The organism is Zoogloea oleivorans (assembly GCF_008107625.1).
GTDB lineage: Bacteria > Pseudomonadota > Gammaproteobacteria > Burkholderiales > Rhodocyclaceae > Zoogloea > Zoogloea oleivorans.
In genome coordinates this window covers 23,847-36,948 of sequence record NZ_SDKK01000026.1, presented here as the reverse complement: position 1 = coordinate 36,948, position 13,102 = coordinate 23,847, and the positions used below count along the sequence as shown (strand labels likewise).

The following is a 13,102-nucleotide window of genomic DNA, read 5'->3' as shown; positions in this document are numbered from 1 at the left end:
ATGAGCGCAGGCAAGAAACTCGAAGGCAAGGTCGCCGTCGTACTCGGCGCGGCCGGTCAGGACAACATGGGCCAGGTCATTGCCCGCCGCTTCACCGATGAAGGTGCCCGTGTGGTGGTGGCAGGTCGCAAGCTGAACGAGCTGGAACGCTTCGCCAAGACCATCGGCGGTGCCGCTTTCCAGTGCGACATCACGAAAAAGGAAGACGTGGAAGCCTTGTTCGCTTTTGCGAAGGACTGGGGCGGCCATGTCGAGATTGCGGTCAACGCCACCGGCTGGGGCCTGCTCAAGGGCTTCACCGAAACCACCGTGGAAGAGATCGACCAGATCACCGATCTGCAGTTCAAGGGACCGTTCTACTTCTGCCAGGCGGCGGTGGACACCCTCGGCAAGGGCGGCTCGATCATCCAGATCAGCTCGGCGACGGCCACCATCATGCTCAACGACCACGCCGCCTACATGGGCACCAAGGCCGGCACCGACCACGTGATCCGCTGTGTGGCGCATGAGTTTGGCGAGCGCGGCATCCGCGCCAACTCGATCTCGCCGGGCCTCACCGAAACCCCGATGACGGCCGGCGCCAAGGACGTGCCGGGGCTCTTCGACAGCTTCCTGTCGGGCTACCCGCTGGGACGTATCGGCACCAAAGACGACATCGCTGCCGCCGCCGTGTGGCTGGCCAGCGACGAATGCTTCATGACCGGCCAGAACCTGCAGGTGAATGGTGGCCTGACCCTGCGCCGCAACCCGACCCGCGAAGAAATCCAGGCGGCCGTCGTTTCGGCCACCGGCCAGGCCTGAGGAGAGACACGCCATGAGCAATCCGCAAGCCCTCATTGCACGCCTCGGCACCGTCATGCAACTGGCTTTCGTGCCGGAAGACGTGGAAGGCGCCCTGCGTTACTGGACCGAAACCATGGGTGTCGGTCCGTTCTTCAAGCTCTCCAACATCGTTGTCGATGCCGCCAAGTACAAAGGCGAGCCGGCCCATATCGACTTCTCGGTTTACATCGCCTACTGGGGCGACATGCAGGTCGAGATCATCGAGCAGCACAACGACGCGCCCTCCATCTACAAGAGCTGGCGTGGTGAAGGCCGTGAAGGTCTGCACCACATCTGCATCGTGGTGGAAGACATGGCCGAGGCGCGGGCCATCAGCCTCGAAGCCGGGGCCAGGGTGATGCAGGAAATCTGGCTGCCCGGCGGCGGCGAGGCGATCTACATCGATGCGGGCGGCGGCCCGGGCAGCCTGATCGAGATGATCTGCTTCCCGAAGGAGAGCTACGCCTTTTTCGACCTGATGCGCGATGCAGCCCGCGACTGGGACGGCAGCGAGCCCGTCCGGGCGGTGGGCTGAGGAGGCCGGCATGAGCGACGACTCCCAAGCCAGGCCCGGCCGCATCGACTGCGTGCTGGTCGCCGCCGGCAAGTTCCATGACATCGATTTTGCCCGCCTCGAGCTGCTCAAGCTGCTGAGCGAGGACGAGCGCATCCGCGTGCGGGTCTTCGAGGACTATTCCAACCTGGAAGCCATCCGCAAGGCGGCCTTCCTGGTCACCTACACCTGCGACGTGATCCCCAGCCTCGACGAGCAGGAAGCCCTGCGCGCCTGGGTGGCCGGCGGCGGGCGCTGGTATGCGCTGCACGGCACCGCGTCGATCCTGCGCTTCCTCGACAACGGGCTGGTCGATTCGCCGGCCCTGGCGCCGCACCTGATGGAAACCCTCGGCAGCCAGTTCATTGCCCACCCGCCCATCGGCCCCTACCGGGTCGAGGTGGCCAAGCCGCAGCACCCACTGGTGGCCGGCATCGAGCCCTTCGAAGTGGTGGACGAGCTTTACCTGTCGGACATCCACGCCCAGCTTGAAGTGCTGCTCGACACCGAGTTCGAAGGCGAGGGCACCGGCTTTGCGCGCAGCACCTGGCAGCGTGCCCGTCACCCGGTGCTCTACCTGCGCCCCATTGGCCAGGGCTCCGTGCTTTACCTGACCCTCGGCCACTGCCGCGGCCATTACGACATGCAGCCCTTCATGGACTACTGGCCCGAGAAGCAGACCTGTGCCTGGGATCTGCCGGTGTTCTACGAACTGCTCCGACGCGGCATCAGCTGGGGCAAGGCAGCAAAAGATCAATGACAAACCTGTGGGTCGGACTTTAGTCCGACAAACCCTGCGTCAGCCCTTGGTGCCGGACGGAAGTCCGACCCACGGGAATGCCGCCGGAATCATCCTCACACATACAAGGAAGAGACAAAATGGAACTCGGACTGCGCGGTAAAAAAGTCATCATCAACGGCGGCAGCCGCGGCATCGGCAAGGCGGCCCTCGAAATCTACGCGGCCGAAGGTTGTGACATCGCCTTCTTCTCGCGCGACCAGGCCCGTGTGGACGCCACCGTCGCCGAGCTCAAGCAGCACGGCGTCAAGGTTTTCGGCGACGCCTTCGACATGAACGATTCGGCTGCCTACCAGGCCTGGCTGCTGTCCGCCGCCGAGCGTCTGGGCGGTTGCGACATCTTCATCCACAACGCCAGCTCGTCCGGCGCCCAGGGCACGATGGACTGGGACCTGACCTTCCGCCTCGACATGATGGGCGCGGTCAATGGCTGCCAGATCCTCGAACCCTTCCTCGAAAAGTCCGGCACCGGCTCGGTGATCCTGATGTCCAGCACCGCCGCGGTCGAAACCTTCATCTACCCGCAGGCTTTCAACGCCATCAAGGCGGCCATCATCACCTACGGCAAGCAGCTCTCCCAGCTGTGGGCAGCCAAGCAGGTCCGCGTCAACATGATCTGCCCGGGCCCCGTTGCCTACCCGGGCGGCAACTGGTCGATGATCAAGGAAGCCATGCCCGAGCTGTACGACAAGACCCTCGCCGACATGCCCCTTGGCCGCTTTGGCGCGCCGGACGACGTGGCCCGCTCGATGGTCTTCCTGTCCAGCCCGGCAGCGTCCTACATCACCGGCACCAACCTGATCATCGACGGCGGCTACACCAAGCGCGTCCAGTTCTGAGCGCCGGCTGAAGGCACACGGGAGATCCGCATGAAGCTGTACAACTCGATCGGGCCCAATCCGCGCCTGGTAAAGATGTTCGCCGCCGAAAAGGGCTTGAAGCTTGAGCTCGTCGAAGTGGACATCATCGGTGGCGAAAGCCGTCAGCCGGCCTATCTGGCGATCAACCCGACCGGCACCACGCCGGTGCTGGCGCCCGACGGTGGCCGGCCGATCGCCGAAACCACCGCCATCTGCGAATACCTGGAAGAGCTGCAGGCCTCGCCGCCGCTGATCGGTGCCACGCCGGCCGCCCGGGCCGAGGCGCGCATGTGGTGGCGTCGGGTGGACCTGCTGGTTGTACAGCCGATGACTGCGGGCTTCCGGGGTGCCGAAGGCCTGCCCCTGTTCCAGGACCGGGTGGTGTGCCTGCCCCAGGCGGCCGATGACCTGAAGCGCACCGCGCAGCAGGGCCTGGCCTGGCTGGAAGCGCAAATCGGCGACAAGCCGTATATTGCCGGCGACGCCCTCACGGTGGCCGACCTCCTGCTGTTCTGCTTCGTGGAGTTCGGCGAAAAGGTGGGGCAGGGGCTCGATCCCGCCCATGTCCGCCTCGCTGCCTGGCGTGAGCGCATGGCCGCGCGGCCGAGTGCTGCGTTGCCCTGGCTCTGAACCCTCGTCCAACGATCCTTGCCGAAAGAAAAGGCCGCATATGCACCAGATTACCGTCCATCACGATTTCGACACCTCCACCGACGTGCTGTGGGATTTGCTGTCCGACTTTGCCCACATCGAGCGCTGGTGGCCGAAGGACATCCCCGCCGTGCAGATCGAGCGGGTCGACCTGGAAGGGGAGGGCATCGGCCTGATCCGCCACATCTACAACAAGGGCTTTGCCGCCCCGGTCAGCGAGCGGCTGGATTTCCAGGATCCGGAAGCCCTCACTTACAAGCTGTCGATCGTCGGCCAGCGTCCGGCCGGGCTTACCGCCTATCAGGCCACCGGCCACATCGAAGCCCTTGCCGGCGGGCGCTGCCGTCTCAATTACAAGGGCGAGTTCAGTACCGAGTCCGGCCAGCCCGGGGAAGCCGAGGCCTTCCTGCGCATGGCCTACGAACTGATGTTCACCGGGCTTGCCGCCGCGACGGCCCGCTGAGCGGCAGGGTGGATCGTTCCGCCCGCCGCGCGTAATCAACGTCTGCGGGCGAATGACTTCGCCCCTTACCGCAAGGACAAGAGCATGACCATGAAAGCCGTCCGCTTCACCGTTCCCGGCGCTCCGCCCATCGTCGAAAACGTGCCGATTCCCCAGCCCGGCCCCGGCCAGGTGGTGGTCAAGATCGGTGGCGCCGGGGTGTGTCACTCCGATCTGCATGTGCTGGATCATGGGGCGCCGGGTTTTCATGGCCCCTTCACCCTTGGCCATGAGAACGCCGGCTGGGTGGCTTCGCTCGGCGCCGGCGTGACGGGCTGGAAGCTTGGCGATCCGGTCGCGGTGTATGGCTTCTGGGGCTGTGGCCACTGCCACGCCTGTCTGTTGTCGATGGAAAGCTACTGCGAGAATGCCGAGCACCTCTCCAACAACGGGGGCGGCATCGGCACCGACGGCGGCATGGCCGAATACATGCTGGTGCCCTCGCCGCGTCTGCTGGTGCCGCTGGGCTCCCTCGCCCCGCGCGACGCCGCCCCGCTGACCGATGCGGCGCTGACGCCCTATCACGCCATCAAGCGCGGCCTGCATCTGCTCACGCCGGATGCCACAGCGGTGGTGATCGGTGTCGGCGGCCTCGGCCACATGGCCGTGCAACTGCTGCGCGTGTTGTGCGGCGCACGGGTGGTGGCGGTGGATCTGGACGATCGCAAGCTGGATCACGCCAGGCAGCTGGGTGCCGACCTGGTGGTCAATTCCCGCAACGCGGCCGAAGCCGCCGAGACCATCAACGCCTTCACCGGCCGCCGCAAGGCCGCGATGGTGCTGGATTTCGTCGGCATTCAGCCGACCCTCGATCTGGCCGTGCAACTGGTTGGTCGCAACAGCCAGCTGACCGTGGTTGGCGTCGGTGGTGGCACCATCCCGCTGACCCAGTGGACCCTGCCCTTCGGCTGCTCCGTGAGCACGCCCCTGTGGGGCTCGCGTGCCGAGCTGATGGAAGTCATCGCCCTGGCCGAGAGCGGCCGCATCCATGTGGATACCCATTACTTCGGTTTTGAACAGGGGCCGCAAGTGTTGCAGGATCTGCGTGACGGCAAGGTGATGGGGCGCGGTGTGCTGGTTCCGGAACTCCTCTGAGCTGACCCGCAATCCGAAAAGGAAAAACACCCATGCTCCGCAAACTCATCTCCACCGGGGCCCTGCTGTCGGTCCTGCTGACGCCTACGGTCTTTGCCGCCGGTGCGCCGGACGACGCCCCGCGTGCCCAGGCCCTGCTGACCAAGGCCGTCGCCTATTACAAGGACAAGAAGGACGTGGCCCTCGGCACCTTCAGCCGTCAGGGTGAGTTCATCAACGGCAACCTCTATGTGTATGTGCTCGACGCCAAGGGCACCATGCTGGCCAGCGGCGGTTCGTCGTCGGTGTACATCGATCGCAACGTGGCCGACCTGAAGGATGCCGCCGGCAAGCCCTTCTTCCGCGAAATGCTCGACACCGCCAAGACCAAGGGTGCCGGCTCGGTGGAATACCGCTGGCTCAACCGCAGGGACAACAAGGTCGAGCGCAAGGTGGCCTACTTCGAGCAGGTGGACGACCGTATCATTGCTGTCGGCTATTACCTGCCCCACGGTTCGGCCAAGCAGGCCAAGTCGCTGCTCGACCGGGCGGCTGCGGCGGTGAAGGAGGACTCGTCCAGGGCCCTGGCCGCCTTCAACGACCTCAACGGCAACTTCATCGAGGACGACCTCTACGTCTTCGTGATCGGTCTCGACGATGCCCGCTTCCGTGCCCACGGCGCCCTCCCGCGCCTGATCGGCAGCAATGCGCTGGCCCTGCGCGATGCCAACGGCAAGGAATTCATCCGCGACATGCTGAACCGGGTGAAGGACAAGGAGCAGGCCGAGATCGACTACGCCTGGCGCAACACCGTGACCAACCAGGTCGAAACCAAGCACACCTTCCTGCGCAAGGTGGGCAACAACCTGATTGGTGTCGGCCACTACACGAACTGAGCGTGTCCGGCCTGGAGGTGGCGTACGTCGCCGGGCCGGGTTTGCAGGCTGATTGACGGCATCTTCCTGGCGGAAGGCTTGCTGGAGCGACATTGCGCAATGTTGCGCAATGTCTTGTTTTCTTCTTTTTCAAGATCATGACTGCCGCCGCCATGCGCTTATACTTGCCGCAGGGCAATTCGTTCAGCGCACCTGTGGCCGTCGAAGGGGCACCCGGTGTGGATCTGATCGCTTGCTACTGGACCCTTGCCGGTGCCTACGTGTTTGGCGAGGACGACCATAGCCCGTGGCGTTTTCGCGAGCGGGCCGAGGCGGCGGGGCGGGCCGGCTACACCGGTTTCGGCTTCAAGCAGGCCGACCTGCGCCAGATCCTTGCGCACCACAGCTGTGCCGAGGTGCGCCACATCCTGGCCGACAACGGATTGCGTCATGTGGAACTGGAAGCCCTCTTCGACTGGTGCGCCGACGGCGAGGCGCGCCGGCGCTCCGACGCCGACCGCCACCTGCTGCTGGCCACGGCGGCCGAACTGGGCGCCCACCGCATCAAGGCTGCCGGTGATTTCGGCGGCGCCAACTGGCCGGTCGAGCACATGCACAACGCCTTCCAGGTGCTGGCCCGTCAGGCCCGTGACGTGGGCAGCACCTTCACGCTGGAACCCATCGCCTTCTCCAATATTCCCGACCTCGACACCGCGCTGGCGATCATCGGCAACAGCGCCGGCAAGGGCGGCGGGCTGATGCTCGACAGCTGGCACGTGACTCGCGGCCGCATGTCGCTGGCGCAGATCGCCGCGTTGCCGCCCGGCACCATCGGCGGCGCCGAACTGGACGACGGTACGCTGGAAACCGTCGGCTCGCCCATCGCCGACACCCTCGACCGGCGACGCCTGTGCGGCGAAGGCGAGTTCGACCTGCCGGCCTTCATTGCGGCCGTCCAGGCCAGCGGCTACAACGGTCCATGGGGCGTCGAGATCATCTCGGCCGCCCAACGCGCGCTGCCACTGACGGCTGCGGCAACGCGATCCTTCGACACAACGGCAAGACTGTTTGCCGGCACCCCGCTGTCGGATTAAACATCAACCCTGCAAGGATGAAAAAACATGCGTTTTGACAACAAGACGGTCTTGATGACGGGCGCCGCCTCTGGTCTGGGGCGGGCTACGGCGATTCAACTGGCAAAGGAAGGCGCGCGGCTTTCACTCGTCGATGTAAATAGCGCAGCGCTCGAAGAAACAAGGCAAATCGTTTTGCAGTACGCGCCCCAGGCGGAAGTGTTCCTGATGACTGCCGATGTGGCTGACGAAAAGGCCGTACAGGACTACGTCAATCAAACGGTGGAAAAATACGGAGCCATCGATGGTTTCTTCAATAACGCGGGAGTTGAAGGCAAGCAGAGTCCCACGGCCGATTACAGCACCGAGGAATTCCAGAGGGTGCTCAGCATCAACCTGAATGGCGTGTTCTACGGCTTGAAATACGTTCTCGGCGTCATGCAGAAGCAGGGCCATGGATCCATCGTCAATATGGCCTCCGTTGGCGGCATCCGGGGCGTTGGCAATCAGTCGGGTTATTCGGCGAGCAAGCACGGCGTGGTCGGACTGACCCGCAATTCCGGCATTGAATACGGGCAGTACGGCATACGCGTCAATGCCGTCGCCCCCGGGGCGATCATGACCGCGATGGTCGAAGGTTCATTGAAGCAAATGGGCGGCGACAAGTGGGAAGAGATTGGCCGGGAGTTCGTCAGCGTCAATCCGATGAAGCGTTTCGGCAAACCCGTCGAAGTCGCCTACCTGGTGGCCTTCCTGTTGTCCGACCAGGCCGAGTTCATCAACGCGACGCTTATTCCGATCGATGGCGGGCAGTCGTACAAGTATTGATCGGACGGGATGATCCGTCGCACCTTCACGTCATAAAGCCGGGCACCCCTGCCACAGAATGATTTTTTCATATGAAAAAATCATTCTGTGGTGTGACGCAATCATTGCGACACACCACAGAATGCCTGCGACGCATGTCACGACGCCCGGGGGACGTGACGCAAGGCCCAGGTGGTGTGACTCCATGCCCGGGTGGTATGTCGCAATGGCTGCGTCACGTGACAAAATTATTCCGTGGTGTGATACAGCCATTTTCCATATGAAAAAATGATTTTGTGGGCTGACGCAATGATCGGGGGAGAGGCTTTATGTGGGGCGGGCGACTTCGGCGGACGGAGTCGTCCGCTGCGCCGAGCAGGCCGCCTGTGTCCAGTGACGCTGTTGGCTGTGAATTGAGCCAGAACAGGGCAGGCGTGCGTCGGGGAGGCTAAAGTCGGGACCAGTCATGACGCCCATTCGCCTGCGCCTCCGCTTGCTGCCTCGCTTCCTTCGGGTAGCATCTCCTGTCTGTCCGGGCAGGGGCCCGGCGTGAATTGAGGAGACGGTGATGCTGGCAGGCAAGACGGCTTTGGTAACGGGTTCGACTTCGGGGATCGGGCTGGCGGTGGCGCAGGCGCTGGCCAGGGCCGGTGCGAAGGTGATGCTCAACGGCTCGCGTCCGGCGGCCGATGCCGAAGCGCTGCGGGTCGAGCTGTCGGCAGAGGCCGGCGTCGAAGTCGGCTACACCCAGGCCAATCTGGCCGAACCGGCCTCTGCGCGGGCACTGGTGGAAGCGACGATCGCGGCCTTCGGCAGCGTGGACATCCTGATCAACAACGCCGGCATCCAGCATGTGGCGGCGGTGGATGCCTTCCCGGATCACACCTGGGACCTGCTCATGGCCATCAATGTGTCGGCGGTGTTCCACACCACCAAGGCGGCGCTGCCGTCGATGAAGGCGAAGGGCTGGGGGCGCATCGTCAATATCGCTTCGGCCCATGGCGTGGTCGCCTCGCCCTTCAAGGCGCCGTACACGGCCAGCAAGCACGCGGTGGTGGGCTTCTCGAAGGCGGTGGCGCTGGAAGTGGCGGAGCAGGGCATTACCTGCAACGCCCTGTGCCCCGGCTACGTACGCACGCCGCTGATCGAAAAGCAGGTGGTGGATCAGGCCAAGGTGCACAACATGCCGGAAGACCGGGTGATCCGCGAGGTGATCCTCGCCGCCCAGCCCACCAGGCAGTTCGTCGAGGCCGACGAGGTGGCGGCGTTTGCGGTGTTCCTGTGTTCCGACGCGGCCAGGGCGGTCACCGGTTCGGTGCAATTGATCGACGGGGGCTGGACCGCGAGGTAGCCCCTTCAAGGAAAGACAGACATGGAAGAGTTCATCGGCGGCTTGTGGCATCGCTTCATCACTCGCGCGGCAACGCGCAGCTATCCGCAGGCGGTGGTGCGGCTGGCCGACATGGAGCGCACCGCCGGCATTCTCTTCCGTGCGCTGGGGGGCGACCCCGGTCTGCGCGTGGCCCCGGCGGCCGAGGTGGAGCACGGCGCCCGTCGCAACTGGCTGGCGCGTCTCGCCCATACTGGCGAAAAAACTGCCCACGCGGCGCGGGACGACGAAACCCTGCGCCTGCCGGCCGAAATCACCCTGTTTCCCGAACGCAGCCTGAACCGCGACCTCTACCTGTGGCTGATCGCCCAGGGCGCGGCACTGGATGTCGATCAGGCGCTGGCCGACAACTGGATCGTCGCCAACCAGACCGCCAGCGCGGCCACGCTGGCCGCCTTTCCGGGCTTCGCCACGCGTTACCGCCGCCTGGTGGACGCGGTGCTCGCCGAGCGTCCCGACCCGGCCAAGCTCCCCGCCGACGAGGCCGCCGCCGAACGGGCGATTCGCCAGGCCCTGCTCGCACCGGGCAGTGTCGGCAGCCTGCCCGCCGCCCGCAAGCCGCCCACGCCGGTGGCCCTGTGGCTGTACCCGGCGCCGGTGTCCATCGACCGTCGCCAGTCGCCGGCCAACCCGACCCCTGCCGAGAGTCGCGATGGCGGGAGCAAGACCAGCGACGCCACCGAGCGCCGCCGTCAGGCCCAGCGCGAAGACATGCCGGACGGCAAGAACGGGCTGATCCTGCCCTTCCGGGCCGAGAGCCTGCTGTCCTTCGCCGACTTCGTGAAGGTGAACCGCGCCCACGACGAGGACACGGACGACGATCCGGCCAAGGCGGCCGGCGAGATGGACACCATCTCGGTGGCCCAGGACGGCCACGACACCTCGTCCAAGGTGCGTTTCGACCTCGATCTGCCCTCTGCCGCCCATGACGACTTTCCGCTGCAAAGCGGCATCCTGCTGCCCGAATGGGACTGGAAGAAACAGACGCTCAAGCGCGACATGTGCAGTGTGACCGTGCTCGATGCTCGTGACGCCGAACCGGGCCCGCTGCCTTCGCGGCTGGTGCGCCCGGCGCGCAGCCTGCGGCGCCAGCTGGAGGCCCTGACGCCGGCCCGGCGCTGGATAAAGAATCAGCCCGAAGGCACCGAGCTCGACATCGACGCCTGCGTGCGCGCCTTCGCCGACCGGCGCACTGGCCACTCGGTGGGCAACAGCGGCGGCTACCAGTCCTGCGAGCGGCGCGAGCGCGACCTGTGCTGTCTGGTGCTGGCCGACCTGTCGCTGTCCACCGACACCTGGGTGAGCGACGATCAGCGTGTCATCGACGTGATCCGCGACAGCCTGTGGCTGTTCTCCGAGGCGCTGGGCGCCACCGGCGATCCCTTCGGCATCTACGGTTTCTCGTCACGCCGGCGCGAACACATCCGCATCCATCGCATCAAGGATTTCGACGAGAAGATCGACGACCGCATCCGCGGCCGTATCGGCGCGCTCAAGCCCGGCTTCTACACGCGCATGGGCGCGGCCATCCGCTACGCCACGACGATTCTCGCCAAGCGGCCGGAAGCCTTGCGCCTGTTGATGATCTTGTCCGACGGCAAGCCCAACGACGTGGATCATTACGAAGGCCGCTACGGCATCGAAGACACCCGCATGAGCCTCAACGCGGCGCGCCAGGAGGGCGTGCGGCCGTTTTGCGTGACCATCGACAAGGAAGGCCAGGGTTACCTGCCGCACCTTTTTGGGCCGGCTGGCTACACTATTTTGCGTAACCCGGCCGAACTGCCGGCGCGTCTGCCCAGGCTTTACGCCCAGCTCACGGCGGGCTGAGCGGGCCAAGCAGAATACCGGCCACGCTGCGCGACAGCTGGCGGGCCGGATCGGCAGCGGGGCGCCCGAGCAGGTAGCCCTGGGCGCAGTCGCAGCCCAGCGCCCGCAGGGTCGCCAGCTCGCGCGAATCCTCCACGCCTTCAGCCACTACCTGCACCCCGAGGGTGCCCGCCTGGCGCACGAAAGCCGCCACGGCCTGCTGGTGGTGAGCGTCGCTGTGAATCTGGCGGATGTGGGCCGGGGCGAGTTTGACGAAGTCGGGTTGCGGTGCCGTGCCGTCGGCCCCAAGGGCGTCGAAGGCCAGCCCGAAGCCCTGTGCGACGAGGCTCCGGAGCGCCGCGTCGAGTCCGTCGGCGGCGTCTTCGCCGTGGTGGATGTGCTCGATGACCAGCCGTTCGGGGGGCAGCCCGGCATCTTTTACCATTTCCTGCAGCTCGGCCGCCGTGGCCGGGTCGACGATCATCGCCGCGCTCAGGTTGATGAAGAGCCGCCCGGGCAGACGCGCGGCCACGAAGGTGGCCAGTGCTCGGCGGCAGGCGAGGCGTTCCAGCACGAGCCCCAGGCCGGCATCGCGGGCCACCCGCAGCAATTGTTCCGGGGTGTGGAGCGGTGAGTCTGCAGGTCCGCGCATCAGGGTTTCGTAGCCCAGCACGTCCCGGCGGTGCAGGTCGAAGATCGGCTGGAAGACGAAGTCGAGCGCCTCATCGGCAATCAGGGTGCGGAGGTGGGCTATGAGGCCGCTGAGATACATGGCGGAAGGCGGGCGCAAGCCGATAGGGTAATACCGCCATTGTCGACAGCCTGTCACGCAAATTGCATGAAGCTTTTGTGAAGCTTGATGATTTTTGGGGCCGGCTAGACCAGTTCTGCCGCTTTCAGCTCGGCCTTGAGATAGGCATACAGTATCGGCGCGATGGCCACGCCGCCAAAGCCGAACAGCGCTTCCATGAACACCATCGAGAGCAGGATTTCCCAGGCTTTGGCGTTGATCTCGCCGCCGACGATGCGCGCGTTGAGGAAATACTCGGCTTTGTGCAGCAGCACCAGAAAGACCAGCGAGGCTGCCGCTGCCAACGGCGACACCGACAGGCTGATGAGCACGATGATGGTGTTCGAAATCAGGTTGCCGACCACCGGCAGCAGCCCCACCAGTGCGGTGATCAGCACCATGGTCTTGCCGAAGGGCAGGTGAATGCCCAGCAGCGGCAGCAAAATCAGGATGTAGATGCCCGTCAGGCTTGCGTTGATGAGGGAAATCTTGCCCTGGGCCACAAATACGCTGTGGAAAGATGCGTAAAAGCGGTGAATGCGCGCCATCAGGGCTTCTGCCAGGGGCTTGCGACTGCCGGGCGAGGCCACTTCCTGCACTGCCAGCATCGCCCCGAGAATCATGCCGATGAGGATGTGGGCCAGCGCCACGCCGGCCTCCTTGCCGAGCAGGCGCAGTTCGGGGGCGTGGTCACGCAGCCAGTGCACTGCCTCGGCCTTCAGCTCCGGGCCGTTGCTGGGCAGGCTGCTCGGCAGCCAGGGTGGCAGCACGGCATTGGCGCTTTCGATGGTTTCGGCAATCTTTACCCACATGGCTTCCACGCCGCCGCCCCGATGCAGCATCGAGACGATCCACAGGCCGCATCCGGATACGCAGGCCACCACCAGCACCGCCAGCCCGGCGGTTGCCAGCAGTTTGCCGCGCTGCCCGGCAAAGGATTTGCCGACCAGCGGCTGGGCGAGATGCACCAGCATGTAAACCAGCATGGCGGCGAACAGCCCGTGCAGCAGGTGCAGGCTCAACACCGCCAGAATGCCGGCGGCGGCGAGCAGGTAAGAGCTGCCAGTGACCCAATCTTTACGGCTGAACATCGACGA

14 protein-coding genes are annotated in these 13,102 nt (G+C 65.1%); 12 read left to right on the top strand and 2 right to left on the bottom strand.

Going from position 1 to position 13,102, the window contains the following annotated elements; genetic code table 11:
- From ETQ85_RS21170 to ETQ85_RS21115, 12 genes are all read left to right on the top strand, one after another.
- Positions 1-801, top strand: coding sequence for an SDR family oxidoreductase (locus ETQ85_RS21170; RefSeq protein WP_148581055.1), 801 nt, complete (start codon positions 1-3; stop codon positions 799-801).
- A 13-nt stretch (positions 802-814) separates the two neighbouring features.
- Positions 815-1,357 (top strand): VOC family protein, encoded by a 543-nt coding sequence (locus ETQ85_RS21165; protein WP_148581054.1) that lies wholly within the window; start codon positions 815-817, stop codon positions 1,355-1,357.
- A 10-nt stretch (positions 1,358-1,367) separates the two neighbouring features.
- A complete protein-coding gene (locus tag ETQ85_RS21160; protein WP_148581053.1) occupies positions 1,368-2,135 on the top strand; it encodes a ThuA domain-containing protein in 768 nt (255 codons plus the stop codon).
- Positions 2,136-2,254: 119 nt separating this feature from the next.
- On the top strand, positions 2,255-3,013 hold the full coding sequence (locus ETQ85_RS21155) for an SDR family NAD(P)-dependent oxidoreductase (protein ID WP_148581052.1): 759 nt from the start codon (positions 2,255-2,257) through the stop codon (positions 3,011-3,013).
- Positions 3,014-3,043: 30 nt separating this feature from the next.
- Entirely contained in the window at positions 3,044-3,664 is a 621-nt protein-coding gene (locus ETQ85_RS21150) for a glutathione S-transferase family protein (RefSeq protein WP_148581051.1), read from the top strand.
- A 40-nt stretch (positions 3,665-3,704) separates the two neighbouring features.
- On the top strand, positions 3,705-4,148 hold the full coding sequence (locus ETQ85_RS21145; protein WP_148581050.1) for an SRPBCC family protein: 444 nt from the start codon (positions 3,705-3,707) through the stop codon (positions 4,146-4,148).
- 84 nt (positions 4,149-4,232) lie between these two features.
- Positions 4,233-5,282, top strand: coding sequence for an NAD(P)-dependent alcohol dehydrogenase (locus ETQ85_RS21140; protein WP_246128851.1), 1,050 nt, complete (start codon positions 4,233-4,235; stop codon positions 5,280-5,282).
- Positions 5,283-5,314: 32 nt separating this feature from the next.
- Positions 5,315-6,157 (top strand): cache domain-containing protein, encoded by an 843-nt coding sequence (locus ETQ85_RS21135; RefSeq protein WP_148581049.1) that lies wholly within the window; start codon positions 5,315-5,317, stop codon positions 6,155-6,157.
- 152 nt (positions 6,158-6,309) lie between these two features.
- Complete coding sequence (locus ETQ85_RS21130; RefSeq protein ID WP_222862243.1) at positions 6,310-7,230, top strand: sugar phosphate isomerase/epimerase family protein; 921 nt, start codon at positions 6,310-6,312, stop codon at positions 7,228-7,230.
- Between the two features lie 27 nt (positions 7,231-7,257).
- Positions 7,258-8,037 (top strand): SDR family oxidoreductase, encoded by a 780-nt coding sequence (locus ETQ85_RS21125; RefSeq protein ID WP_148581047.1) that lies wholly within the window; start codon positions 7,258-7,260, stop codon positions 8,035-8,037.
- A gap of 547 nt (positions 8,038-8,584) precedes the next feature.
- Positions 8,585-9,367 (top strand): 3-hydroxybutyrate dehydrogenase, encoded by a 783-nt coding sequence (locus ETQ85_RS21120; RefSeq protein WP_148581046.1) that lies wholly within the window; start codon positions 8,585-8,587, stop codon positions 9,365-9,367.
- 21 nt (positions 9,368-9,388) lie between these two features.
- Positions 9,389-11,236 (top strand): nitric oxide reductase activation protein NorD, encoded by a 1,848-nt coding sequence (locus ETQ85_RS21115; protein WP_148581045.1) that lies wholly within the window; start codon positions 9,389-9,391, stop codon positions 11,234-11,236.
- On the opposite strand, the gene ETQ85_RS21110 is transcribed toward ETQ85_RS21115, so the two are convergent.
- Entirely contained in the window at positions 11,223-11,987 is a 765-nt protein-coding gene (locus ETQ85_RS21110; RefSeq protein WP_148581044.1) for an EAL domain-containing protein, read from the bottom strand. The genes ETQ85_RS21115 and ETQ85_RS21110 overlap by 14 nt on opposite strands.
- A gap of 104 nt (positions 11,988-12,091) precedes the next feature.
- Positions 12,092-13,096: an AI-2E family transporter gene (locus tag ETQ85_RS21105; protein WP_187394802.1), complete on the bottom strand. Its 1,005-nt coding sequence runs from the start codon at positions 13,094-13,096 to the stop codon at positions 12,092-12,094.
- Positions 13,097-13,102: the final 6 nt, after the last annotated feature.